The sequence below is a fragment of the Clostridium muellerianum genome (assembly GCF_012926525.1).
Lineage (GTDB): Bacteria > Bacillota > Clostridia > Clostridiales > Clostridiaceae > Clostridium_AM > Clostridium_AM muellerianum.
On the sequence record NZ_JABBNI010000028.1, the window covers coordinates 1 to 26,793 of the forward strand.

The window sequence follows — 26,793 nt, forward strand, 5'->3', positions numbered from 1 at the left end:
TAGCCCTTCAAGACGTTACTCTATTATTTGACTAATCAAGAAATTAGTTCTACATAATATATAAGTTACACATGTAACTTATATTTTTTTTATGTGGCGTAACTTTTAACTACGCAACGTGTCGCACGTGGCTTACCATTGGATCCATGAGCAACAATCATATTAGGAGCTTTATCTTGTTCTACCCAGTTTTGAATGGCTGTTAAAGCGTCAAATTGATCAGTTGCAGGGCCTCCCTCAACATGATTCATACCTGGAATTAGGAAAAGTCTTGCAAACTTTTGAGTTTCTTTTAAACCACCATTTGTTTCTATAAGCTTATCATAATAATTAATTGTGTCGTAAGCAGAAAACACAGGATCAGCCATACCGTGATACAGAATTAACTTTCCACCTAGTTTTCTAAATGGTTCAAGATATGTTGATACATTATTAATAAAGGATGCTGATAGAACTAATTTCGATGGATCATTGTCAAAATCATATTTTAAGGACCATTCTAGTGCTTTTTTAGAATCATATTCTTTTGGAATAGGAGTAGTAAATACACGAGCTAGGCTTTCTACTCCAAGAGTTACATTTCGTGGAGGGCAATCTTCTGTTCCTAAAGTCCACGAGCGCCACTCAGGATCACAAATTCCCGGGTCCCATGGCCAATTAGAATATAATGCATTGCCTTGAGAGTCTTTAGGACCTTCAAATAATAATTTTAAAGCATTTATTTGTTCATCAGATAATCCTGGTGAATTGGAAGTTTTTCTAGGTAATGTTGATGGATGAAATTTTCTAGCGGCATCCATGTCTAAAATAATACCATCTTCTAATCCATCAGCTTTATCAAATTGCTTTAATATAGTGTTTGCCACAAGTTTCATATCAGTCTCAGAGAAGGCGGTATATAAAAGCGGTTTATCATTTTTATCTTTTTTTGAAATTTTTGCAAATATTTGATTAGCCCACATTTCTGCAATACCTGCATTTGTTAAATTCAAAGCAGGTGCACCTGAAACAATGCCATCAAAATATCCAGGAAAACGTTGAGCCATAGCTAGAGCTTGACGTCCACCGTTTGATGCGCCCATAAAATATGAATACTTAGGCGATCTTCCATAATAGTCATTGATGATAGACTTTGCTGCAATAGTAACCTGATTTATAGCATTATACCCATAATCAATTCTTGCTTGTTGATCATAACCAAATTTACAATCAGTATTGCCTTGATGGCCACCATCTGTACCAACTGTTGCGAAACCTCTAGATAAAGCAGGGATTTTTCCAACCTTTCTTATGCCCATTTTAGGAGGTATAATACCATCACTGCCTCCACCACCTTCAAAGTACAATCGTTCATTCCATTCATTAGGAAGAGATAGTTCGAAGCCAATATAATATTCAGCATTACCATCAGGACCCTTCCCAACTCGTTCATTGATTTTTCCTTCAATCTTGCAGTAATTGGGCAAAGTAATATTTTTACCGTCAATCATAACGTTATCACCACTTACCATAGTTACATTGACTATGGCAGTATTATTAGGAAATTTAAAATTTTTTACAGAGGCAGTTTCTACTTGAGGGTGTATTTTTGCAAATGTTGCTTTTGAATTTAAAGTAGTCTCTGATTTTAAGCTTTCTTTCATTAAGTATCCCTCCACATCACATTTAGTTTTAATGGGAACTTCCTAAGCAGTTAGTCCCATATTTTTAGTTTTTAGGCTTATATAAATTAATATTTTTTAACATAGTATAACTATATTATAAACTATTATTTTTTACATTTATAATTATATTCAACTCGTTTCATTGTTGATATGAAGTACATTCTCTAATATATTTTAAAATCACTTCCATTGTCCTCTAAAGAGGTATACTAAGATATTATCACAAATCAATTAGAAAAATCAAAAAAATACTTGACATGTTTCATTAATAGGTATATGCTAAAAAGATATCAAATGAAAAGAAGGTGAAAAATTGAATAAGAAATTAACATTGATAACATCTGATGTTATAGAAGAATGTTTATGTGAATCCCTTGATACTCTTGAAAAAAGAGCTAAAACTACTCAAAAGATTAACATAACAAATAGTAAAAACAGAAGACCCTTGAAGTAGCTGCCTTCGGCAGGTCTTTTTTTATTTTTTGAGATAATTTTATAATATAATCATGATTTACAATGTATGTATATTTGTAGTAACTTTTCCAAAAATTGTTTGTTGGATATATATTAAAACACATATAATTACATAATGCAAAAGTCTAATTTGCTAATTTTCAGGCTTTTTAGCAAATGTAGGTTGAAAATTAAACAAAAAAGATGTAAACTATTAAATGTACTAAATTTTAAGCATTGGAGTGATTAAATTTAATGAAGAAAAGTGTAATAAAAATACTTATAATGTGTGGTTGTATTATTTTTTCTCAATCAATGAAAAGCAATATGGTTTTTGCTGCAGAAAATGATATGACAAAAATAAATATGAATACAGTAGCAGTTTCTACAAAAACTGTTAATGACATAAATGATAATAGTTCAAAAGAAAATGCAAAAAATTCTAATGATGAAAAATTACCTCAACATATGAGTGCGGATGTTGCATCAATAAATGCAATTTCAAAAATAGATGTTCCAGTGGACAAGTCATGGAAGATAAGATTTAATATGCCATTAGATTTAAATTCTGTAAAAAGTAAAATAAAAATTATAAATAAGGATACTGGAGCTGAAATAAGTTCAAGTATATCTTTAAGTGAGAATGATACAGTAGTTACTATTTCTTCACATTGTGATCCTAATAGTAGTTATTCATTAATTATTGATAAAGATCTTAAATCTAAAAGTAATAAAGCATTAAATAATCCAGTTTATGTAGAATTTAAAACAGCTGGACAAACTGCATCAGTACCAGACAAAACTGACTCATTAATATCATATATTGATGATATTAATGTAACTATAAAAGAAAATGAAAAATTTAGTTTCCCAGATACAATAAATGCAAACATGTCTAATGGAACAACTAAAAAAGTAAATGTTTCATGGGACAAGCATGCTGAAGTTTCAAGTAAGCCGGGTACATATACTTATTATGGAACTATTGATGGATATTCAAAGAAAGTACGTTTAAACTTAACAATAAATGATTTAAAATCATCAGATAATACAGTAAAAGAAGTAAGAGTAGATTCTACAAATGATGTTAATTTAACTGTTAAACAAAATGACAGCTTTACTGCGCCTGATACCATTGATGGTATAACATCAGATGGACAAACTGTAAAAGTTAAAGTAAAATGGGATACTCCAATTACTACAAACAGGCAACCAGGAAGATATACTTATTATGGAACAGCTGAAGGATGTTTAGTAAAAGCAGTGTTAAATTTAACAATAACTGCTCCAGAAATAAAAACTCATTCTGATTTTCAGAAAAATTTGTATAACTATCTTTCAAATGCAGATAATAGACAATCTGTAATGACAAGAGCAATAGAACTTCACGGGGGAGATTTAAGCAACAATTGTGCATATTTTGCTAGTGAAGCTTTAAGAAGAGCAGGGCTTAGTGATTTACCAGAAAGTGTGGCTAACACACGTACGCTTACAGCTGAACTATTGAGTCGTGGTTGGAAAAAGAGCACGAATTTAGATGAACTTAAATCAGGAGATATATGCTTCACTATAGCTTATGATTCTTCAGGTCCAACACATACTTACACTTTTATGAAATGGGTTGATCCAAATTACCATGAATATGCATACATATGTGATAATCAGGGAAATGAATACGAAGGAGATCCATATCACCAAAGAAATATAAATTTTGCTACAGAGACAAAAGATCCTATTTCTTACTTTATGTATGTTCCTCAACAGTAATTTATAGAGAATATCAATTTTATTTAAAGTTATAAATTTATTTACAAATTAAATAAAAATATTTAAAGTAGAGTAAAATTTTACTCTACTTTTTTTATCTGAATTTATATCAGTGTAAGTATATGTATAATCATCATTTGATGGTTTTGATTCTATACGATTTAACATTGAATTTATATCCTTTAATTATGAACTTATCTGATTAAATAATTCTTTTACTTCTTTATCTAATGTTAAAATCTCTGTTCTAATCTTAATTCAACTATATAGTATCCTTAAATAAAAGTTTTATTCTTTAATTTAAAATTTGTAACTTAGGTTACCGATTTTAAATTATAAATTTAGTAAAATAAAACCATAAGTTAGAAAAATGAAACTAATAAAAAAATTATTATATTTAGGAGGGCAAATATGAGAATTAATAAAGACACATTAATTGGGGATATATTAAAAATAAATTCTAAAGCTGTAGAAGTTTTAATGGCACACGGAATGGGTTGTATAGGCTGCCCATCAGCACAGATGGAGACTTTAGAGCAGGCAGTTGGAGTACATGGAATAGATTTAGAAAATTTACTTAAAGAATTAAATAAAGGTTTGGAAGATTCAACAGAAACATTGGACATGTTCTGTTATCAATGTGAGCAAACTGCAGGTGGAAAAGGTTGTACAAAAGCAGGCGTTTGTGGAAAAAATTCTAAAGTTGCAGCACTTCAGGATCTTTTAATACACCAAGTTAAAGGTATTGGTTTCTATGGAAATAAAGCTGTAGAAAAAGGAATAGCACTTAGAGATAAAATAGATAAATTTACTATGGATGCTTTATTTACAACACTTACAAATGTAAATTTTGATGAAGATAGATTAGTAGAATTAATAAAAGAGGCTAATAATGTAAAAGCTGAAGTTAAAGCTTTAGCTGGAGAAACTGTAGAAGTATTTGATGGAGCAGATTATAAAGCACCAGAAGCTAAGGAAGAAATGTTAGAGGATGCAAAAAAATTTGGCATAATGGTGGACACTGTTGAAAATGAAGATATCAGATCTTTAAAAGAATTATCAATATATGGATTAAAGGGAATGGCAGCTTATGCGCATCATGCTTTTGTTTTAGGAAAGAAAAGTGAAGAAGTAAATAAATTTTTCTACAAAGCTTTATCAGCTACTTTAGATAAAAAGTTAGGCTTGAATGATTGGCTAGGATTAGCTATGGAACTTGGACAAGTAAACTTTAAAATAATGGAATTATTAGATAGTGCTAATACAGGAACTTATGGTAATCCATCACCTACTAGTGTTTTAGTTACTAAGAAAAAAGGACCTTTCATAGTAGTTTCAGGACATGATTTAAAGGACTTAAAAGAATTATTAGAGCAAACAGAAGGAAAAGGTATAAATATATATACTCATGGAGAAATGCTTCCAGCTCATGCATATCCTGAATTGAAAAAGTATGCTCATTTAGTAGGAAATTACGGCGGTGCATGGCAGGATCAGCAAAAAGAGTTTGACAACATTCCAGGTTGTGTGCTTATGACAACAAATTGCATACAAAAACCAAGAGATAATTATATGGATAGAATATACACAACTAGTGTGGTAGCTTGGCCTGGTACTTCACATATTGAAGAAGTAAATGGAAAGAAAGATTTTACAGATATTATAGAAAAAGCTTTATCACTTGGTGGTTGGACTGAAGATGAAGAAGAAAAATCAATATTAGTAGGTTTTGGACATAACGCTACATTAAGTCATGCAAATGAAATTATAGAAGCTGTTAAGGGTGGAGCTATTAAGCACTTCTTCTTAATAGGAGGATGTGATGGTGTAAAATCAGGAAGAAATTACTATACTGAATTAGCCACATCTCTTCCAAAAGACACTGTAATATTAACTTTAGCTTGCGGTAAATATAGATTCAACAAACTTGATTTTGGAACAGTAGCAGGTCTTCCAAGACTTTTAGATGTAGGACAGTGTAATGATGCTTATTCAGCAGTAAAAATTGCATTAGCATTAGCAGATGCTTTCAACTGTGGAGTAAATGATTTACCACTATCATTAATCTTATCTTGGTATGAACAGAAGGCTGTTTGCATATTGCTTACATTACTTTCTTTAGGTATTAAAGGTATAAAATTAGGACCATCATTGCCAGCGTTCTTATCATCAAATGTAATTAATGTGTTGGTAGAAAATTTTGGAATAGCTCCTATTAGCACTCCAGAAAAAGATATAAAAGAAATATTAGGATAATCAATAATAATCAGGTAGGGAATGGCCCTACCTGATTTAATTATTTTAGATTGTTGTTAACACTTTGAGTATCCGATTTATTAGATAAATCAAAGTTACTAGAATTCTGTGAGTCAGAATTATTATTTTGACTATCTATTATTGATTGAAAAATAACATTCATCATTTGTCCCATGTCGTCATTACCAGATAAATTATTATCCATAGTCATATCGTTACTATCATCAGGAATACTACCAACACCCATATTTGAAGAATCTGAAGATTGATTTTGCAAAGATAACATTTGCAGCATTTGTACCATCTTTTGAGGTTGCAATGATAAACTATCAAGACCACTTAGAGCATTATTTGAGCTAACAGTACTTAAACTAGAGCTAGCAGCATTTGTGGTACTATTAGTAGACATATTTTTCATCATTTCCTCAAGAGCCATTGCAAATGATGAATTGGTATTTGTAGAATTATTGTTATTAAGTGATGATAAAGTTTGTAGCTTATTAGACTGTGCTAATTGAGATATTGAATTTACTGACATATAGTTATCTCCTTTTGGTATTAAATTTTTATAAGATATTCTAGTTTATATTTTATAATAAATTTGTGACAATACTGTGACGAAAACTATATTATATTTAAAATACATTCAAGAAATATTTAGCAGCGTCTGATAGGTTTTGGTTTTTCAACCATATGGCAGCTATTTTGGTTTCTAATTCTGGTTCGTTAATTTCCTTATATGATAAATCAGCATTATTAACCAGTTTAATAGCAGATTTTGGAACAATGGCAATTCCTATTCCAGAGTCAGCCCAAAGAAGTGCTGTTCTTGCATCATCGCATTTACAAATTATTCTGGGATTAAATCCTAAGCTTTGACAACATTTGGATATTAATTTTTCGAAACGACGATATATTATTAAAGGCTTATCCATAATATCATTAATACATATATTCTCCTGATTTTTATACCAGTTGGAATTAGTTCTAAATACTGCAATCATTGTTTCTTTAGATAGATATTTTGAATTAAAAGCTTCTGCATTAAAAGGAGTTCGCACAATCCCAATTTCTATTAAACCATTGTTCAGGAGTTCTAGTAGTTTGTACGTGTTTCCTTCGTATATTTCAAAGCTTATATCTGGATAACTTTTATTAAAATTATGTATTCGTTCTGGAAGTAGTGTAGCACCACAGGATGATACAGTACCAATAAATAAAGTTCCTTTAATTCCCTGTCCAAAATCTTTTAATTGTTTAACAGTAGTTTCGGTTAATTTTAGTATTTGACTAGCCTTATCATATAACATTTTTCCGGCATCAGTTAATTTTATTTTGCGGCTGCCTCTTTCTACAAGTTTAACACCTAATTCATCCTCTAGAAGTTTAAGATGATAACTAAGTGGTGGCTGAGCTATATTTAATTTTCTAGCTGCACCTGTTATTTGACCTTCTTCTGCAATTGCTATAAAGTATTTAAGCTGTCTAATATCCATGGATTTAACACCCCTTGAATTATGAGCGGTTTAAATTATTGGCAATCTTCGCAGCAACCACTAGAACAGCTACCAGAACATCCAGTATGTTCAGGCTTATAAACTGGTTCTAAAGTAAACCCGTCCATACCATTTTCTTCAGGAGATAACAATATAAAACCGCTAAATTGAATAAATAAGTTCCTATTAACTATAAAAGTTGTATCGCCAACCTTTTGGGATAAATCGTCTTCATGCAATTCATCTATAGAAATATTGAAAACAGGACCATGACAGGACATATTTGCTAAGTAGATTCTAATACTACTATTTAATGGAACACTTTGTTCAATTAAAAATTCTTTTAATTTGTTATAAGCTAAGTCAGTTATTTTAAGAAAATTCATTTTATAAACCTCTTTCTTGTATTTATTTAGAAAACTATTTCTACTAAGTAAATGTTATTATAATTTGAAGAAATTTTCAATAGTATTAATATTCTTGGTACATAATATGATATACTTTTTGTAGTACCATTTTTGGGGGTATTTTTAAATAATTGTAAAATGAAAAGGAGTGAAAAAGTTGAAATATAATTTTGACGAGGTAATTAATAGGGATAATACTAATTCTGTTAAGTGGAACTTTAATAAGGACCTTTTTGGATGTGAAGATGTAATTCCTATGTGGGTTGCAGATATGGATTTTAAAACAGTTCCAGAGGTTACAGAAGCAATTGTAAAGAGAGCTAGCCATGGAATATATGGTTATTCAGAAAGAACAGATGATTACTTTGATGCAGTAATAAGTTGGATGAAAAAAAGACATGACTTAGATATAAAAAAAGAATGGATTCTTAGTACTTCTGGAATAGTTCCTGCAATAAACTTTATAATTAAAACCTTTACAAACAAAGGGGATAAAATATTAGTTCAATCTCCAGTATACTATCCATTTTACAATGCAATAAAAAACAATGAATGTGAAATAGTTTATAATGCATTAAAGTTTGATAATGAAAAATATACAATGGATTTTGAAGATTTAGAACAAAAAGCTAAGGATTCAAAGGTTAAGATAATGATATTGTGTAATCCTCATAATCCTGTAGGAAGGGTATGGTCTAAGGATGAACTTTTTAGACTTGGAAAAATTTGTGCTGAAAATGATGTCCTTGTAATTTCTGATGAAATTCATTCTGATTTAATATATAAAGAATTTAAACATACAAGCTTTGCAGCAGTAAGTGAGGATTTTAGAAAAAATTCAATAATATGTACTGCACCAAGCAAAACTTTTAATTTAGCAGGATTACAAGTTTCAAATTTAATTATTTTTAATAAAGATCTAAGGGACAGGCTTGAAACCTTTATGAGTAAATTAGAAATAAATAAATTAAATCTTTTTGCAATTATAGCTTGTGAGGCCGCTTACAAGTATGGAGAACAATGGTTAGATGAGCTTATTGAGTATTTAGGTGAAAATAAAAACTTCCTTAAAAACTTTATAAAAAAAAGGATACCAAAACTTAAAGTGATTGAGGCAGAAGGAACTTATCTTGTTTGGATAGATTGCAGAAAATTAAATATGAACAAAGAACAGTTAAAGGAATTTATGATTTCAAAAGCAGGAATAGCTTTTGATGAGGGCTTTATATTTGGACCAGGAGGAGAGGGATTTGAAAGAATAAATATAGCATGTCCAAGATCAACTTTAGAAAAAGCTTTAGAAAGAATGGAACAGGCTATTAACAATCTAAAATCAAGTGATTCTTAGAAGAACTTATCCAGGAGCGTAAAGTAGCTATCCCCCACTTTGAAAAAAAGCAGATATCCCAAATCTTTGATTTGGTGGTAGTCGCTTTCACAGAGTGCGATGGGGGTGTTAGCAATGGTAGCGATGGGATAAATATATGTTAGGTTTACTATCAGATAAAGACAACATCTATATATGAAATTTCATATACGGATGTTGTTTTTGTTTTGTAAGTTATAATTTATTGAAATTTCTTAAAGTTTTTAAGAAAATATTAAGAAATTTAATAGAGTTTATTTAAATTTAAATTAGTATAATTAGTATTAAGTCGACATTGAAACATATAAAAGCTTGATTTAATATAAGCAAACCGAGAAGGTTGAATTATTAAATGATTTTTTACGTTTCAAAGTTTTATATTATGCATGGTATCTGATATAATTTTATGAGCGAATAAATTTTATATTATGTGAATATTTTGGAGTGGAGATGGTACTTATATGACGAAAGAAACTATTCTTGTAGTTGATGATGAGAAGGAAATTAGAAATTTAATAGGAATATATTTAGAAAATGAGGGATACAAAGTTATTAAAGCTTCAGATGGTTTAGAAGCACTGAAAATATTAAAAAGTCAGCAAGTACACTTAATTATATTAGATATTATGATGCCTAATATGGATGGTATGGAAGCTTGTATGAAAATAAGAGAGCATAAGAATATGCCTATAATAATGCTTTCTGCCAAAAGTGAAGATATGGATAAAATAATGGGGCTTACAACAGGAGCAGACGATTATATAACCAAGCCGTTTAACCCTTTGGAGCTTATAGCTAGAGCAAAATCTCAATTAAGACGATATACTAAATTGAATAATTCAGGTGAAAGTATAAGTTCAGATATAATTGAAATAGATGACTTGAGTATAAATGTTAGTACTCATGAGGTTAAAATAGGAGAAAAGTTAGTTAATCTTACAAGAAGAGAATTTGATATATTAGAATTATTAGCTAAAAATAGAGGAATTGTTTTTAGTACAGAAAAAATATATGAAAGAGTATGGAATGAAGAATTTTATCAATCTGATAATACTGTTATGGTTCATATAAGAAAAATAAGAGAAAAGATTGAAGAGAACTCAAGAAAGCCTAAGTATATAAAAACTGTATGGGGAGTTGGGTATAAAATTGAAAATTAGATGTCCTAAGTTTATAAAAAGAATTTTTAAAAGATTGTTTAGACCTGCTATTAGGCTATATGAGTTTAGTAAAGAAAAAGTAATAAGAAGCATAAGAATGGAATTAGTAGTTGCTTTTGTAGTATGTCTTTTAGCTTCTTTTATAGCTTCGGGGTGGTACAATAGTCATTATACAGGAAGCAGTAGAAATACGGTTATAGATTATAGTAACGGTATAAACTCTATAGAAAATCAATGTTCAAGAATAAAAAGAAACATTGAACAAAAAAGTGCAAGCATAAAAGATGAAAGTTTAATGTCTAATATTGTAAATAATGAAGAGGCAAATAACAATGAAAATGAAACAATTAAGATACTTATAACTGATTTAAATGGAAAAGTATTATATAAGTCCAAAAATGCAGAAGAAAGTCAGGTTAGTATACATGATCTAATTAATAAAACCTGGGCTTATAAAAGTAAGTATGATAATTATAGATATATCAGTGAAAATGGTACAAGAATAATAAGCTTAGATAAGGTTTCAGAATATGTGGAATTGGGTTCTGTGAATTTTTCAGATGGAGAAGCTTATGTAATAGTAAAAGGTATTCCTCATGGAGAAACTACACATATAAAGACTGATAGTTCTTTCTTCTCGATAGTACTAGCAATTGCAGTATTTATAATGCTATTTTATCTTATTACTAATAAGAAAATGAAATATATAGAAGGTGTTTCAGAAGGGTTATTTGAAATAGCAAGAGGAAATTTAGATTCTAGAATATGCATACAGGGTAAAGATGAATTAGCTAAATTAGCTGGTAATATAAATTTTATGGCTAAGGAATTAGAAAGAAAAATAGAAAATGAAAGAAATGCAGAGAAGACTAAAAGTGATCTTATAACTAATGTGTCTCATGATTTAAGAACTCCACTTACGTCTATAAAAGGATATCTTGGACTTGTTAAGGATAGAAAATATAAAAATGGAGATGAACTTCAAGAATATTTAAATATAGCCTATAATAAGTCTGAAAAATTAGAAGTGCTTATAAATGATCTTTTTGAGTATACAAAGCTAACTAATAAAGGTATAAATTTAAATAAACAGAATATATCCTTTAATGGACTTTTAGAACAACTTATAGAAGAACTTTATGTTATATGTGAAGAAAATAATGTGGTTATAAAAAAGAACATACCTAATGAAAAAATCTGTGCTCATGTAGATGGGGACAAGATGGTACGAGTGTTTGAAAATCTTCTTATGAATTCTATAAGATATAGTCCTAAACCAGGAGAAATAAATGTAAGTTTATACAAAGATAATGGATTTGTAGTAGTATCTATAAAAAACAAATGCGAAAATGTAAATGAGGAAGAATTGAAAAAGATATTTGATAGATTTTATAGAGTTGATAAGTCCAGGTCTGGAGCTACAGGTGGAAGTGGATTAGGACTCGCTATCGCCAAAAGCATTGTAGAGCTGCATGGTGGTGAAATTTGGGCAGAAATAAATGAAAAAAATATAATATTTTTTGTGAAGTGTGATGATGAAAAGTGCACTGAGTAAGAGAATGTTTCAAAACAGAAATTGTAGATTATTAATTGTTTAAAAACATGTGTATAAGCTGGATAGGGTTGTCGAATTAAGAAATTTATATACAATATATTGACTTGTAAATAAATTACAAGCACAATATGTTGTAATGTTTATTCTTAGTGAGACAGCCCTATTAATTTTAGTGGTTTTTAATTTTTATACTGCCAGAAGTTGCAGATATATTAATTTGGTTTTTACTGTTTCCAGCTACACCATTTAACTCATTATGTTTAGATTCACCTTGTAAAGTTATAGGAAAATCACATTTTACAGTACCTGAGGTAGCTTTAGAGTTCAGAGCAAATTGAGAGTTTTTAGGAAGATCTAATATTATTTCTCCAGATGAAACATTTAGATCTGCATTATTATTAAACTCCGAGTAAGTTACTTCTACTCTGCCAGAGGTTGAATGATGCTTTAGATTACCTTTAAACCCATTTAAGTTTATACTTCCAGAAGAAAGTTCTAATGATGAATTTTCACATGCAATGTTTTCACCATAAATTTTACCGGAAGTAGCGTGAAGTGATAAGTTTGATGCTGTCAAGTTTTTCAAATCTACACTTCCAGAACTTAGGTTAAGATTAAAATTATTAAGCTTCATTGGATTAGATGAGGTTACTTTACCTGAAGTTAATTTAATGGATACATCAGATGCATAAGTTTGAGGAATGCTTATATCCAATTTTAGTCTAGAAGAAACATTGAATCCAATATTAAAAGAATTAGAAGACCTTTTTGTAGAGATTATAAGTTTATCTCCATCTACTCTACTTTCTAACTCAGGCTTAGATGAACCGCTTACGTTGCCATAAAAATGAGATTTAACATCTGTTCTATTTTCCGATATTATTGAAACATCTTCGCTTGAACTTTCTATATATATTTCTTTTATACCATCTATTTTTTGGACTTTTTCGTTATTTATAGTAAAGTCTTTATTATTAGAAGACTTCAATGAATCAGAGTTTGTAAAGCCACCAGTAGCTAGTATTATTGCACTTCCAGCAGAAAAACTTAAAACTATAATTGATATAAGAATAATTACTAATTTTTTTATTTTAATATTAAACATAATTTGGACCTCCACTGATTTATTATTTAGTTATAATATTAATGTTCCATTTAAGATATTTTATTGTAACTTTATAAAATAATTTTGATAAATAACATACTCCAATGAAGAATAATATGCCAAGAGCAATTGTTCCAATACTAAAAAGAATTGCAGCAATAGCATTGCATTGTATTGTTATAAAAGAATTAAAAAATGGATGGAAAGCTATAGCAAATATACTGGCTATACCTGCTATAAATATAGCTATCGCAGCAAAAAAAAGTCCTAATAAAGCTGCAGTTAAGCCTATAAAGGGAGCAAGAACTATCACAAGATTAAAAAATCCAAGGGCTAAAGCGGCAAAAATTGCTTTTCCAATGTTTTTAGTAGATGGATTTTTTACAGCATCGTCTACTGCAGCGGAAGCTCTATAAGATTTACCAATGATCTTGGGATCTCCAAGTTCCTTTATAATTTCTTCTTCGGTTTTACCTTTTTCAAAACCTATTCTAAAGTGTTCTTCATAATCATAAAGTATATCTTCCTTTTCATACATATCCATATTGCTAAGGGATTGTTTTAAAATTTTCATAAATTCTTCTTTATTCATTAATTTCACCTTCTTTAATATTCCTTTCTATGTATACTGAAGGATTATTTAAATTAGCACTTTCTACAATCTGTTGTACTCCACTTACAAAGTTAATCCATTCAGATATTAGAGCAAGACCCTTTTCCTTTCCTAAGGGAGTAAGTCTATAATATTTTCTAGGAGGACCGTCGCTGGATTCCTGTAAGTAAGTAGTGACATATCCTTCAGACCTAAGTCTTCTTAAAAGAGGATAAATGCTTCCTTCAGAAATATCTATATGCTTAGATATTTCTTCTACCAGCTCGTATCCATAAAATTCTCGTTTGTAAAGTTCTGCGAGAACGCATAACTCTAAAACACCTTTTTTGAATTGAATATTCATGGTTAAAATCCTTTCATTTCCATTTTGCTGATTATATTATAGTACACGGTAGTGAATAATGCAAGGTACTAAACAATAAAAAATTTAAATATTATAACATAATTATGTCGTTATTTATAAAATTTAGATGTTTTTTAGCATTTAATTTGTTTGTGAAAAATGGTAAATATGATATAATATCAACATATAGAAAGTTCTTTAAATTTTGTTTTTTTAATAATTAAAATATAATTAAGAAAAGAGGGAACAGATTATGGAAAAAATGAGAGTTGTAATTGTTGATGACTCACCTTTTTCAATTAATGTTATTAGAGATATATTAGAAGATAAAGGCTTTGAAATTGTAGGTGAAGCTGGAAATTTAGATGAAGTAATTAAAGTTGTTCAAGAGACAAAACCTCAATTAATAACTATGGATATGACATTACCAGGCACTGATGGGTTAGAATGTACAAGAGCAGTACATAAAATAGATGAAGAAATAAAAGTAATAGTTATAAGTTCAATGATGGATGAAGAAATACTTAAAAAAGCTAAACAAAATAAAGTAGATGGTTATGTTCAAAAACCAATAGATCCTGAAGAGCTCATAGCTCAAATTGAAAAAGTTGTTTCTAGTGATCAATTATTTAAGGAGCTTGAAAAAACTTATTTTAGTACTTTTAAGGAAGCGTTTTCAGGAGGAATTACTAGATTTACAAAAACTATAGCTGAATTTGATGAGGATAAAAAGTCTAATGATGTAGAAGTATCAAGAGGAATTTCTGTAGTAATAGGTATTATAGGAAACTTTTCAGGAAGAATGATTATAGACATATCTAATGAAAGTGCTGGAAATATGGCAAAGATTATGTTAAGAAGAGATCCTAAAAATCAGGAAGAAATATTAAATGTTATGGGAGAGTTTGCTAATATAATTGCAGGTAATGCATGTTCAATGATGAATAGAAAAAATAAAGTTTATGGATTAAGAGTTGCACCTCCAACAATATTTTACGGGGAATCAATTAAAATATCTAAATCCAAAATTGATACTTTGTCAGTGCTAACTCATACAGATTTTGGAGAAGTTTTATTGAATGTTGGATTTAAAAGAGGTGAGGAATAATGGATGTGAATCATGTGAATCCATTTATTGAAGCTTTTTTTAGTGTAATGCCTCAAATTGGGTTTTCTGATATACAGAAAAAAGGAATTACGGTAAATAATGAGATTAAAAGTAAGGGAATTATAATAAACTTAGGTATTGTAGGAGATGCAAAAGGAAATGTAGTTTATATAACTGATATTGAAAGCGGTAAAAGAATTGCATCGAAAATGATGATGGGTATGCCAGTAAATGAATTAGATGATATGGCACAAAGTGCTTTATCAGAGCTTACTAATATGTTAACAGCTAATGCTAGTATTAATTTAGCTAATGTAGGGCTAAATGTAAATATATCTACTCCAACATTACTATATGGAGAAGACATACAAATTAAAATGAATGTAGATAAAATTTTGTGTATTCAATTAACTGTGGACGATATTCCTATAGATGTAAATATTGCATTACAAAACATTTAATTGTAATTAGAAGGAGAGGAATGCTAACCTCTCTTTATTTTTTTGTAATATAAATAACAGTGAACTTGATTTATAAAAACATATATAAATTTAGTGTTTTCTACAATGTAAATAAATGATTTGTTTTTGTAAAAAGTAACAGAAGTTACCGATTTTTTATGTAACATTTATTATAATTAATACAAAATATTTTTTTACAGAATTGGGAAGGTTAAATTATATTTAGGAGGTAATATCAGTGAAGGTGTTAATTATATGTTCAGAAAAAAGTTGTAAGTTGCCTGAAAACGATTTTTATATTAAAGTTGACTCTAGATTTGCAAATTCAAAATTTATTCCTAATTTAGTGGATGATAAAGAAGTTTGTACTGTGTGTGGAAAAAAATGCATTTGGTGCAGAGAAAAGTATAATTTGAATTTTGAAGAAAACATATCTGAAATAATAAAGTTACCAGATGTGTATAGAATGTTTGAAGATGAACCGTTAGTGTATTTACCTGATATATTTAAGCCTCATGATATTGCAGTAGTTATTGGAGTACATCAGGATATACTAGCTGAACTACCTAACATTTTAAAAAAAAGTGGTGGAAAAGGGTTAATAGTTCCCTGTGAAGGTAGTGATTGGGTGTCTAGATGGACTAGAGAAATGGTTATAAAACAGTGTGAAGAGCTTGGATTAGAATATGCTTTTCCTAAACCATTTTGTACATTAAATAAAGGAAAGTTTGAAACAATAAATAGGTTTATAGATGAATTTAGATTAGGAAAACCTAAATTTAAATTATATGTAAATAAAGATAATGTTATCGTAAAGGCTGAAGTTGTAATTTCTGCACCTTGTGGTAATGGATACAATATAGCAAAACATCTTGTGGGGAAAAAGTTAGGGGAAGAAGCAAAGAAAACAGTAGCAAAGTTTTGGCACAGCTATCCCTGTATGGGAGGTATGCATATAGATCCGGAAATAGGAGATACACCACTTCATATAGGAGGTTATACTCATTATAGTTCATTAGAAAATGCTGAAATTTGTAAAGTTTAATATTTAAAATGTAGATTGCTTTATTATAATGACTTTGTTATAAATTATATAACAAAGTCATTATACATTTAGTATGTAATGGAATATAATAATAGTTGATGGAATAACTTTTTCATTATACCTATAAATTCATCAATCAGATTATTATTTATTAATTTAATAGGGGGTTTTTATGCAGAGAATAAAAAAGTATTTATTAACTGTAGTTTTTATAGTAATTACTATACTATGGTTTACTGCATGTTTTGGTGAAAATACATCAGGCAAAAATAATTTAAAAACCTTAAAAGCTATAACAACAAAAGATTTAAAGGATAAAATTAATAGAAGTGACTGGGTAATTGTAGATACAAGAAGTAATGATGCCTTTAATGGTTGGAAATTAGATGGGGTAAAAAAAGGTGGGCATATTACAGGTGCTGTAGATTTTTCAGCCAACTGGTTGAAGGTTGATGTAAAAGATAAAGATCAAACATTAAGCAAAGTTTTAAAAACAAAAGGTATTACATCAGAAAAAAATATAGTTTTGTATGATGCTAATGGAAAAGATGCAGATAAAGTAGCGAAATATTTAAATAAGAATGATATAAAGAATATATATAAGTACGATATGAAACAGTGGGTTTTAGAGGATAATCTTCCAACAGAAAGATATGAAAATTATCAAGTACTAGTTCCGACATCATGGATTAATGACTTAATGAATGGAAAGAAACCAGAAACTTATAATGGAACTCCATATAAAGTATTTGAAGTAAGTTCAGGTGATGAATCAAAATCATCAGGTTATTTAAAAGTAGGACATATAAAAGGAGCAGTTCACATAAGTACTAATGAGGTTGAAGAGGGGCCGTTTAAAAAGCGTATTTCTGATGATAGGCTTAAGAAATTTGCAGAAAGTAATGGAATTACAATAGATACTACAGTTATATTATATGGAACTGATCCAATGCCATCTTTTAGAATTGCTGCAATATTAAAGTATATGGGGGTTAAAGATGTTAGAATATTAAACGGAGGTATTTCTAGTTGGAAAAATTCGAAATATGAATTAGAAAAGACACCTAATAAAAAGATTCCCATAGAATCATTTGGCGCAGTAGTTCCTGTAAATAAAGGATACATTATGGATTTGCCCGAGGTTAAAGAAATATTGAAAGATGGTAAGAAAAGTAAATTAGTTGATATAAGAAGTTTAGATGAATATATAGGGAAGACTTCGGAAGATGATTATATAAAAGTAAAGGGACATATTGCTGGTGCAGTTTGGGGACATGCAGGTACTAATTCAATTGTTATGGAAGATTTTAGAAATATAGATAATACAATACGTAATAAAGATGAAATACTTTCTATGTGGAAAAAATCAGGGATTAAATCAGAGAAAAAAATATGTTTCTATTCACAAACAGCATGGAGAGCATCAGAAGCATTAATTTATGCAGATATTATAGGATTAAAGAATATATCACTTTATGACGGAGGATTAAATGAATGGAGCGGAAGTTCGGCTGATTCTATAGAAACAGGAGAAACAAAAAAATAAGCGAATTTTTTAAGCTAGATAGAAAAGTGATATATTTATATTGCCTTTTTAAAGTAAATAAGTATTTTTAAATGTAATAATACATAAAAATATACGGTAATACATACTATAATGTGGTAGAAGGAGGGATTTGTATGAATAAAAAGAGTGAAAAAAATAGAAAAAATGATAACAAAACTAAAAATGATAAAACGTCAAATCCAATTACCGGAAAAGTTGATCCTAATATGAATAAACCAGTAAGAGGATTACCATAACAGCAAATTATTTATTTCAAAATAAAAAACAGCGTAACATATTGATTTTTTATTAAAGTATCAACATATTATGCTGCTTTTTTATTTTAAGATATCTAAATTTTTTATATTAGTATTACCTGTACAACCTGTCCTTTACTTAGAGGTAAAGAATTAGCAGGTATGTCTATAAAACAGTTGGAATTTAAAGAGGAACTTAAAATTCCATTGCCCTGATTACTTTTTGTAATATCAACAATAGGGCCATTATTAGTATAGGATAGGGTTCCTCGTACAAAACGTTCAGTAGTACTTTTCTTGTTAAAATCTTGCTGAAGTAATGCATTTATTTTGTGAAGTCCAAGATCTTCTCTTTTAGTAATTTCCATTAGCAAAGGATGCACAAGAATTTCAAAAGTAGTTATACATGCAGCTGGATTTCCTGAAAGACTGATAACTAATTTATTATTTAGACTGCTGCAAAACACAGGAGAACCAGGTTTAATAGCTACTTTCCAGAAAAGTAAGTCTGCACCTAAGTTTTTCATAACATCCTTTATTAAATCTTTCTTACCAACAGATACACCACCTGTAGTTATAAGTATATCCGATTTATCCAGAGCTTGTTTAATTTTTTTACCTAAATCATCAATATCATCACCTATAATTCCCATATCTATAGGATCACAATGAAGTTCCTTTAATCTAGAGTACAAACAATATAAGCTGCTGTTATATATTTTGCCAGGAATTAAATTATCTTCAATTGATATTAATTCATCACCAGTACTTAAAATTCCAACTTTAGGTTGAGGGTAAACAGATACAGTTTTACAGCCTATACTGGCAAGAACACCGATTTCAGCATGTTTTAAAATAGTACCCTTTTTTAATATTAGTTGTCCTTTTCTTACGTCTTCACCTTCAAAACAAATGTTTTGCCAGGGCGAAAACTTAGTAGATATTTGCACAAATCCATTTTCGAAAACAGTATCTTCCTGCTTTATAACACAATTTGCACCTTTTGGGATTGGTGCTCCAGTCATTATTCTTATTGCAGTACCCGGGGTTACTTCTTTATCAGTATTTGAACCTGCATAGATTTCTTCTATAACGTTTAACTTAATTTTATGATCCTTACTTGCAAGTACAGAATCTTCAGCTCTAAAGGCATAACCATCTAGAGGAGAGCGATTAAACGGAGGTTGATTTATTTCAGAAAATATATCTTCAGCTAAAACTTTTTCATGACAATTCATTAAATTAACCTTATTCATTTCTAGAAGAGGTATTTTTTCACTTAAAATAGTTTTAGCTGTTTCCAAATCTATTAATTCAAGCAATGTAAATTAGCACCCCTTTCCAAAACTGCAGTGAGGATATCTACATACTTCACACTCTAAACAAAGTCCTCCGTGACCTAGAACAGCTATGTCTTCCTTTTTAATTTTTTCACCAGCCAATATTCTTGGAAGGACTAAATCGAATATAGTTGATTTAGCATACATAACGCAGCCTGGTAATCCTAAAATTGGTATATCACCTTTATATGAAATTAAAAACATGGCACCAGGAAGTACTGGAGCCCCATAAGATACTATTTCTGCTCCTGTATTTTTAATAGCGGCAGGAGTTGAATCATCAGGGTCAACAGACATACCACCTGTACATACCACCATTTCAGCACCTTTATTTATAAAATCTTTTATAGAAGCAGTAATTTGTTCAATATCATCAGGTACTATAACACTTCCAATTATTTCACTATCAAATTCAGATATCTTTTTCCTAACAATAGGTCCAAAGGCATCTTTTATTCTTTCATAGTAAACTTCATTACCTGTAGTGACTATAGCTACTTTAAGCTTTTTATAAGGTCTTACACTTACAATATTTTTTCCTTCAGTTATATGTTCAGCTTTTAGAATTTTATCTTCATTAATGATTAAAGGAATTACTCTAGTACCAGCTACTTTATCACCCTTTTTAACAGGAGTATTATTATGAATTGTAGCCAACATGATTTCATCTATTGAGTTTAATTGAAGTAAAAGGTCTTTATCTATTTTTAAAATTCCATCTTTATCTGCAATGAAAGTGATTTTACCCTCCTTTACTTCAGAGAAGGTTAGACCTTCACCAGCTGACAGGTTTTTAAGTCTTTCCGCAGCTTCATTTTCATGTAAGTAACCTTCCTTTTTCTCCCATACAAAAAGGTTATCTTTTCCTAAGGAAAGTAAAACAGGAATATCTTCTTCAGTTACTATATGTCCTTTCTTAAAGGCTCTGTCTTTAATTTTACCCGGAATAATCTGGGTAATATCATGACATAAAATAGTGCCTACGGCTTGTTCTGTAGGTATTTTTTTCATCATAGCTCCTCCTTAAAGTGATTTTAAATTTTTAACAAAAGTATTTTACCTAGGAGATATGAGTAGCAATCATAATACAATTTTAACACATCTCCTTTCCTAAAAACGTGGAGGCACTTTCGTTTCCTAAAGTACCCTGTGGACTCATAGTCCAGGCCCATAATCCGTAGAAATATCCTTAGGATCATAGGCTCGGAGAATAACTATTTTAATTTTATACTAAAAATTAAGAGTATGTCAAATTTTGAAACAATTCAAGTTCTAAAATTCGCTAGAATGTTCCTGCAAAACATCAATTATATTTGGGGGAGTTAATATAGGAAACACGCAAATAGTGGTAAAATAGTTGTATAAGCATAAAGAAAAAATAGGAATTTAAAGAATTGAGGTGAAAAATTGAACACGGAAATTATTAAATCATTATTTTATTTTGTATTAGCAGGAATATTTGAAATTGGTGGGGGATACTTAGTATGGTTGTGGATTAGAGATGGAAAGGGCATATTATATGGTGTAGCAGGAGCATTAAGTTTAATAATATACGGGGTTGTTCCAACGCTGCAGCCGCCTAACAGTAATTTTGGAAGAGTATACGCTGCTTATGGAGGTATATTTATAGTTTTATCTATACTGTGGGGATGGAAAGTTGACAATATAGTTCCAGATAAGTTTGATATAATAGGTGGCTTAGTAGCTCTTATAGGCGTATTGATAATAATGTATTGTCCTAGAAACACTTAAAATATTAGTTGGTAATTATTGAAGGAAATAACCTATTAGCACTTTTATAAATGAATAATAAAATTATAAAAAAACAAACTAAATATACATAAAGAATAAGGAGGTGCTAAAATGTCAAAAAAACCATTAATACCATCAGCAGAAGGAAAACTTGATAAATTTAAAGTAGAAGTAGCAAAGGATATGGCGCTAGAAAATGTTATGAGCAGGAAACAATTTGGTAGTGACAAAAATTCAGGTAATGTAGGCGGGGGAATGGTAAAAAGGATGGTTAAAGCGGCAGAAGAGAATATGAAAGGTAGTAAAAAGTAGTAAGAGTTGGCAGATAATAAGAATAGATATATATTAATTCATAAAAATGTGGTGGTTAACACCACATTTTTTTTGAGAGGACAGTGAAGGAGGATTTTTATCCGCTATACTACGAAAAATCTTTGATTAAATTTTCAATTACTCGTTTCACTAAAGTGAAACATTGATGACTTATATAAATTTGAAGCTTGTTTTGCGTTAGCAAAACAAGCTTTAAAAATCAATGAGTCTTACTTAATGGAAATTTGTCAATTGTCCTCTCGAAAAGTTGTGCCGCATTATGCTTATATTCAGTTGAAATTGCATGTGCGAAAATAGAGTTAAATATAATAGACTTAAACTATGGAATATAAGGATAAATATACTGATTGAATTATAGCTTGATTTCATAAATAATTATAACTATAAAGATAGAATATATGAGCTGGAAACTGGTGATTGTTTACTATATTAAGAAATTTAAGTATATGCAAATACAAATTGTATTAGGAGGAAAAAATGATTAAAATTAAAAAATTATCCACAGTATTTTATACAATTACATTTTTAATTTTCATTTTAGCAACGAAAGTATCTGCAGCTCCAAACAGTATAAGAATTGGAGGGGTAGATAGGTATGAGACTGCAGTAAAAGTTTCACAGGATAGCTGGAATGAATCAGAATATGTTGTTTTAGCTTCAGGTGAAGATTTTCCAGATGCTATTTGTTCTGTACCACTTGCAAAGAAATATAATGCGCCTGTTTTAATAACTCAAGGGAATACTTTGAATTCAAAAGTATATGATGAAATTAAAAGATTAAAAGCTAAACAAGTTTTTATAATAGGTGGAGAAGGTGTAATATTTCCTGGTGTTGAAAAAGAATTAAATGATAATGATATAAAAACTATTCGTATAGGTGGACAAGACAGATATGAAACTAGTGTAAAAGTAGCAGAAGAATTAGGATATAATAATGAGATTATATTAACCTATGGTGAAAATTTCCCAGATGCTTTGTCTATAGCACCTATAGCAGCTATAAAGAATATGCCTATAATTCTTACTGATACTAAAGTCATTCCAGATAGTGTTGAAGAATATATAAATAATAATACTATAAGCAAATGTTACGTATTAGGTGGCACTGGTGTTGTAAGCAATAATGTTGTAAAAAATATATCTAATGTTAAAAGATTAAATGGAGTTGACAGATATGAAACTAATATATCTATTATAAATGAGTTTTCAGAGGATTTAAATTTTAGGAATACTTATTTAACATCTGGAGAAAACTTTCCAGATGCATTATGTGGTTCTGCTGCTGCTGGAAAAATTGGTTCACCGATTATATTAACAAATGTAAACTATTGTAAGGCTAGAAGTATAATTAAGTTAAAATTAAATGATATAGAGTCTCTTAAAGTATTGGGAGGCAGCGGAGTTATATCGGACAAGCTCGTACAATCAATTTTATTTCCAACAAAAAGTGTACTAGCATATACTGGTTCTTATTATTCAGGAGATGACTTATCCTATAAATCTTTGGTAAGTTATTCAGGGTTAATTGATGGTATTGCTACAGATACTTATAATATTGATGGGCTAGGAAATATAACGGGATCTGTTCCTTATGAGCAGATAGAATATGCTAATGCAAATAAAATCTCAACTTATGCTATGATATCAAATTCATTTAATGGAAATATAACTAAAATCTTATTGGAGAGTAGTGTAAATAGGCAAAACTTGATAAATAATATAGCTTATGCTCTAAAGAAAAACAATTATAAAGGGGTAAATATTGATCTGGAAGGTATATTTTATTATAACAGGGATGAATTTACACAATTTATAAAGGATTTGTATAATACATTGAATCCACAGGGATTTGAAGTAACTGTATCAATTCCATCAAAAATTATGGACAATCCTCAGGATGCAGGAGCTGGAGCATATGATTATAGAGAAATTGGAAAATTTTCAGATAAAGTTATGATAATGACTTATGATGAACATTGGTCTGGAGGTTCACCAGGACCTATTGCATCCATAGGATGGGTAGAAGAAGTAATTAATTATGCAGTTAGTGTTATTCCTAATGACAAAGTAATGTTAGGATTAGCAGCATATGGGTACGATTGGGCATCTAATAGAAATAGTGCGGATGCTTATACTATAAATCAATCTTACAATAAAGCGTATAGAAGTGATGTTCAAGTTAAGTGGGATTCAGCATCTAAAAGCCCATATTTCAATTATATTGATAATTATGATGTTTATCATAGTGTATGGTTTGAAAATAGCACAAGCATTGGCTACAAATTAGATCTTGTAAATAACTATAATCTAGCTGGAGTTGCCATATGGAGACTAGGATTGGAAAATTCAGATTATTGGGATATGATAAATAAAAAACTTAATAACTAAATTAAAAATAGTGTCACGCAACTGCGAGTAACCGAAGAAACATTAAGCTGTATTTCGGCTGATATATGTTGTGCAGGAACACTCGCTTCATTTAAAAAGTTCTAATGCCTGAGATATTAAAAAACACCTACCTCCTCAAATGTGACTTCCTGTCACTTTCGGAGCTTTTGCCATCCTGGCAAAAATTACGGTGTTTTTTAATATCTCAAGCATAAGAACTTCTAAAATTCGCTCGAATGTTCCTGCACAACATATATCAGTCTTCATACAGCTTAACGTCTCTTCTTACTTCAGTTTTGAATCTATGTGTTATATAGTGATTTATTTTAACTCTTTTTAATCCTTGTAATGTCATGTAATAATGCTGATGAAACACTTAATATATCATGGAGTAAAAGTTAAAATACAAACTAGTAACTTCAAGCGTGCACATATAATTAAATTGTCATAAGTTATTTTAATAATTTAAAAGCATATCTATTAATACTTTATAACACTTAAAAGTTAAGGCGAAGCTCGCAGGTATATTAAATTTAAAATTAATTATTTTCTATTTTATAGAAACATCTCGAAAGAGATTTATCAATTGAATTGTTGAAAACTCTAATACTAAACTACATTAGTGTTTCAAATGTAGTTTATAATCAAAGAATGTACTTTTTTTACAGGCTACGCCAAAAAGTATTACTTAAAAACAGATAAAATATAATATAAATCAGATAGTAAGTATTATGAAAGCTACGCTTTTTTATTAAGATCTAAATTATAATGCATTATAAGCAATTTTTAATATTAGAATTACAATAGTTACTACACAGCTTTTATACACCATATATTCAATGTGTACTCCAACTAAAAAGTTGTGTTGCACTATTAAGCTACTTTGTATAATCTGTATAGTCTGATTTAAACCATTTAATAGATATACTAGCTTTTCCTGTTTCATCTTTAGGATTTACCTGTAAATTATCACTGCTTATTTTAGTTTTATTTAACAGGAATACTGTATTTTCTGGGTCATCACAATAGAAGGTAATTCCCCTTATATTATCAATAGTAGGAGTAGATTTTCCAAATATAGGATCATCAACAGAACTTATATTAATATAAGTCTTACCATCTTCAGTTACTTTATTGTACATTAAGTATTTATGAATATTAGCATAGTTTAAAAGCCTGGAAGTTTTGGCTACAAGTATTTTGCCATTGGTTTCATATTCTTTTAGTAATCTTAAAGATTGTATGTTCTCTGGTTTAAACAAATATTCTGTGTTAACACCAAAATGTTGTGCTACTATACTGTATTGTTTATTACTTACAATGCTGTCTAAATTACCTTTAGTAAGTTGGCGATGAATATGTTCAGGTGTCCATGTCCAATCCATTTTGCCATTTACTAAATTATTTGTATATCTATAAAATCCCCAAACCTTTTGACCATCTCTTAGTGATAGTTCATAAAGAGGGTATGCATGTCCGAAACTAGTATCACTTAAAGAATTCCATATGTATTTAACACCATCTTGCATGGTTAAATCTGTATGATAGTAAGATGAATTAGGATTATCGCCCTGCTGGTAATTCATAAAGCTGGAAGTTCCATGAGCACCAAAATTTTGTTTATTGGATTTATTACCATGGTTTATCCAAACTGTGGGTTTAAAGTTTATAGAATTTAAAGCATTCCAGGCATTTTTGGCTAAGCTTCTATTGAAGAGAGTGCCTTTTTCGTTTTTAGTTGAAAAATCTCCAAAAGCATGAATACAATCTATCCACCCAGAATCAACAAAATGAATTATTTCATTAGCATTATGCTTTTCTGTTTTACTAGTTCCAGTAAAAAATGTCATTATGTTTTCTACTCCATTGCCATGAGTATCCACTGTAGAAGTCGTATTATCTGCCATATACATCCACAATGAATCTCCAATATCTAATCCCAAACCTTCACCATAAGGTGTTTTTTCTTTAGTGTTTAAAAATTTATGATATGTCTGGAATTCATCTAGTGTAGTATCATCTATATCGGAACATATAGAGAGCATAGAACTAAATGGATATGGAAATTTTCTTAAATCTTTATTTTCAGAATCTGTAGTTTCATTATTAGAATTTAATACACTTTCTGGTATAGCATCAGCAGTTTTGCTTTTTTCACGTTTAATTTTTGGAGAACTATCAGCTGATACTTTTAAACTATTAATTGATTTTTTTGAACAATAAAACTTAAAGCCTAAAAAAGAAGTAATTACAACTAATAAAACAAAAAAAGTTGAAATTAGAAGCCTAATTCTTCTAGCCTTTTTATATTTTTTAACTCTTGTTGATTTTTTCATAAACATAACATCCTTATGATAATATTTGTTATAAAACATTAT

General features: G+C 29.5%; 24 protein-coding genes and 1 riboswitch. Of the genes, 14 read left to right on the forward strand and 10 right to left on the reverse strand.

Annotation, left to right across the window (positions count from 1 at the left end; all coding sequences use genetic code 11):
• Positions 1-89: 89 nt before the first annotated feature.
• A complete protein-coding gene (locus HBE96_RS14985) occupies positions 90-1,643 on the reverse strand; it encodes a tannase/feruloyl esterase family alpha/beta hydrolase (RefSeq protein WP_169298554.1) in 1,554 nt (517 codons plus the stop codon).
• A 334-nt stretch (positions 1,644-1,977) separates the two neighbouring features.
• Here HBE96_RS14985 and HBE96_RS14990 point away from each other — a divergent pair, with 334 nt between their 5' ends.
• The 3 genes from HBE96_RS14990 (at position 1,978) to hcp (ending at position 6,140) form a co-directional block, all read left to right on the forward strand.
• Positions 1,978-2,118 carry a hypothetical protein gene (locus HBE96_RS14990; RefSeq protein WP_169298555.1) on the forward strand — a complete coding sequence of 47 codons (141 nt, stop codon included), beginning with the start codon at positions 1,978-1,980 and terminating at the stop codon, positions 2,116-2,118.
• A gap of 254 nt (positions 2,119-2,372) precedes the next feature.
• Positions 2,373-3,884: an Ig-like domain-containing protein gene (locus HBE96_RS14995; RefSeq protein WP_169298556.1), complete on the forward strand. Its 1,512-nt coding sequence runs from the start codon at positions 2,373-2,375 to the stop codon at positions 3,882-3,884.
• A 411-nt stretch (positions 3,885-4,295) separates the two neighbouring features.
• Positions 4,296-6,140, forward strand: coding sequence for a hydroxylamine reductase (hcp, locus tag HBE96_RS15005; protein ID WP_169298557.1), 1,845 nt, complete (start codon positions 4,296-4,298; stop codon positions 6,138-6,140).
• A gap of 40 nt (positions 6,141-6,180) precedes the next feature.
• On the opposite strand, the gene HBE96_RS15010 is transcribed toward hcp, so the two are convergent.
• The 3 genes from HBE96_RS15010 to HBE96_RS15020 all read right to left on the reverse strand — a co-directional run bounded on the left by HBE96_RS15010 (position 6,181) and on the right by HBE96_RS15020 (position 8,022).
• On the reverse strand, positions 6,181-6,678 hold the full coding sequence (locus HBE96_RS15010; RefSeq protein WP_169298558.1) for a hypothetical protein: 498 nt from the start codon (positions 6,676-6,678) through the stop codon (positions 6,181-6,183).
• A 97-nt stretch (positions 6,679-6,775) separates the two neighbouring features.
• Positions 6,776-7,636, reverse strand: a complete 861-nt coding sequence (locus HBE96_RS15015; protein WP_169298559.1) for a LysR family transcriptional regulator — start codon at positions 7,634-7,636, stop codon at positions 6,776-6,778.
• A 35-nt stretch (positions 7,637-7,671) separates the two neighbouring features.
• Positions 7,672-8,022, reverse strand: a complete 351-nt coding sequence (locus HBE96_RS15020; RefSeq protein WP_169298560.1) for an iron-sulfur cluster assembly accessory protein — start codon at positions 8,020-8,022, stop codon at positions 7,672-7,674.
• 178 nt (positions 8,023-8,200) lie between these two features.
• On the opposite strand from HBE96_RS15020, the gene HBE96_RS15025 reads away from it, so the two are divergent.
• From HBE96_RS15025 to HBE96_RS15035, 3 genes are all read left to right on the forward strand, one after another.
• A complete protein-coding gene (locus HBE96_RS15025) occupies positions 8,201-9,391 on the forward strand; it encodes a MalY/PatB family protein (protein WP_169298561.1) in 1,191 nt (396 codons plus the stop codon).
• Between the two features lie 479 nt (positions 9,392-9,870).
• Positions 9,871-10,569 carry a response regulator transcription factor gene (locus HBE96_RS15030; RefSeq protein ID WP_169298562.1) on the forward strand — a complete coding sequence of 233 codons (699 nt, stop codon included), beginning with the start codon at positions 9,871-9,873 and terminating at the stop codon, positions 10,567-10,569.
• Positions 10,559-12,124, forward strand: a complete 1,566-nt coding sequence (locus HBE96_RS15035) for a sensor histidine kinase (RefSeq protein ID WP_169298563.1) — start codon at positions 10,559-10,561, stop codon at positions 12,122-12,124. The genes HBE96_RS15030 and HBE96_RS15035 overlap by 11 nt, the downstream gene beginning before the upstream one ends.
• A 169-nt stretch (positions 12,125-12,293) precedes the next feature.
• On the opposite strand, the gene HBE96_RS15040 is transcribed toward HBE96_RS15035, so the two are convergent.
• From HBE96_RS15040 to HBE96_RS15050, 3 genes are read right to left on the reverse strand one after another with little or no spacing between them, the layout of a single operon-like run.
• On the reverse strand, positions 12,294-13,229 hold the full coding sequence (locus tag HBE96_RS15040) for a DUF4097 family beta strand repeat-containing protein (protein WP_169298564.1): 936 nt from the start codon (positions 13,227-13,229) through the stop codon (positions 12,294-12,296).
• Between the two features lie 22 nt (positions 13,230-13,251).
• Positions 13,252-13,821: an HAAS signaling domain-containing protein gene (locus HBE96_RS15045; protein ID WP_169298565.1), complete on the reverse strand. Its 570-nt coding sequence runs from the start codon at positions 13,819-13,821 to the stop codon at positions 13,252-13,254.
• Complete coding sequence (locus HBE96_RS15050) at positions 13,814-14,185, reverse strand: PadR family transcriptional regulator (RefSeq protein ID WP_169298566.1); 372 nt, start codon at positions 14,183-14,185, stop codon at positions 13,814-13,816. The genes HBE96_RS15045 and HBE96_RS15050 overlap by 8 nt, the downstream gene beginning before the upstream one ends.
• Before the next feature lie 253 nt (positions 14,186-14,438).
• Between HBE96_RS15050 and HBE96_RS15055 the strand changes: the two genes are divergently transcribed.
• The 5 genes from HBE96_RS15055 to HBE96_RS26715 all read left to right on the forward strand — a co-directional run bounded on the left by HBE96_RS15055 (position 14,439) and on the right by HBE96_RS26715 (position 18,602).
• On the forward strand, positions 14,439-15,293 hold the full coding sequence (locus tag HBE96_RS15055; protein WP_169298567.1) for a response regulator: 855 nt from the start codon (positions 14,439-14,441) through the stop codon (positions 15,291-15,293).
• Entirely contained in the window at positions 15,293-15,754 is a 462-nt protein-coding gene (locus tag HBE96_RS15060) for a chemotaxis protein CheX (protein ID WP_169298568.1), read from the forward strand. The genes HBE96_RS15055 and HBE96_RS15060 overlap by 1 nt, the downstream gene beginning before the upstream one ends.
• 238 nt (positions 15,755-15,992) lie before the next feature.
• Positions 15,993-16,799: a DUF166 family protein gene (locus HBE96_RS15065; RefSeq protein ID WP_169298569.1), complete on the forward strand. Its 807-nt coding sequence runs from the start codon at positions 15,993-15,995 to the stop codon at positions 16,797-16,799.
• 181 nt (positions 16,800-16,980) lie between these two features.
• Positions 16,981-18,345 carry a rhodanese-like domain-containing protein gene (locus tag HBE96_RS15070; RefSeq protein WP_425350743.1) on the forward strand — a complete coding sequence of 455 codons (1,365 nt, stop codon included), beginning with the start codon at positions 16,981-16,983 and terminating at the stop codon, positions 18,343-18,345.
• Between the two features lie 134 nt (positions 18,346-18,479).
• A complete protein-coding gene (locus HBE96_RS26715; RefSeq protein ID WP_281064352.1) occupies positions 18,480-18,602 on the forward strand; it encodes a hypothetical protein in 123 nt (40 codons plus the stop codon).
• 104 nt (positions 18,603-18,706) lie between these two features.
• On the opposite strand, the gene HBE96_RS15075 is transcribed toward HBE96_RS26715, so the two are convergent.
• Together HBE96_RS15075 and HBE96_RS15080 are read right to left on the reverse strand one after the other, a co-directional pair.
• On the reverse strand, positions 18,707-19,924 hold the full coding sequence (locus HBE96_RS15075) for a molybdopterin molybdotransferase MoeA (protein ID WP_169298571.1): 1,218 nt from the start codon (positions 19,922-19,924) through the stop codon (positions 18,707-18,709).
• A 6-nt stretch (positions 19,925-19,930) separates the two neighbouring features.
• Positions 19,931-20,953: a molybdopterin-binding protein gene (locus HBE96_RS15080; protein WP_169298572.1), complete on the reverse strand. Its 1,023-nt coding sequence runs from the start codon at positions 20,951-20,953 to the stop codon at positions 19,931-19,933.
• Between the two features lie 75 nt (positions 20,954-21,028).
• Positions 21,029-21,163: riboswitch (molybdenum cofactor riboswitch) on the reverse strand.
• Positions 21,164-21,349: 186 nt separating this feature from the next.
• Between HBE96_RS15080 and HBE96_RS15085 the strand changes: the two genes are divergently transcribed.
• The 3 genes from HBE96_RS15085 to HBE96_RS15095 all read left to right on the forward strand — a co-directional run bounded on the left by HBE96_RS15085 (position 21,350) and on the right by HBE96_RS15095 (position 24,415).
• The gene (locus HBE96_RS15085; protein ID WP_169298573.1) at positions 21,350-21,694 is read left to right on the forward strand and encodes a YnfA family protein; all 345 of its coding nucleotides are present in this window, start codon (positions 21,350-21,352) and stop codon (positions 21,692-21,694) included.
• Positions 21,695-21,805: 111 nt separating this feature from the next.
• A complete protein-coding gene (locus tag HBE96_RS15090) occupies positions 21,806-22,006 on the forward strand; it encodes an alpha/beta-type small acid-soluble spore protein (RefSeq protein ID WP_169298574.1) in 201 nt (66 codons plus the stop codon).
• A gap of 498 nt (positions 22,007-22,504) precedes the next feature.
• Positions 22,505-24,415, forward strand: coding sequence for a cell wall-binding repeat-containing protein (locus HBE96_RS15095; RefSeq protein WP_169298575.1), 1,911 nt, complete (start codon positions 22,505-22,507; stop codon positions 24,413-24,415).
• Positions 24,416-25,293: 878 nt separating this feature from the next.
• On the opposite strand, the gene HBE96_RS15100 is transcribed toward HBE96_RS15095, so the two are convergent.
• Entirely contained in the window at positions 25,294-26,751 is a 1,458-nt protein-coding gene (locus tag HBE96_RS15100; RefSeq protein WP_169298576.1) for a hypothetical protein, read from the reverse strand.
• Positions 26,752-26,793: the final 42 nt, after the last annotated feature.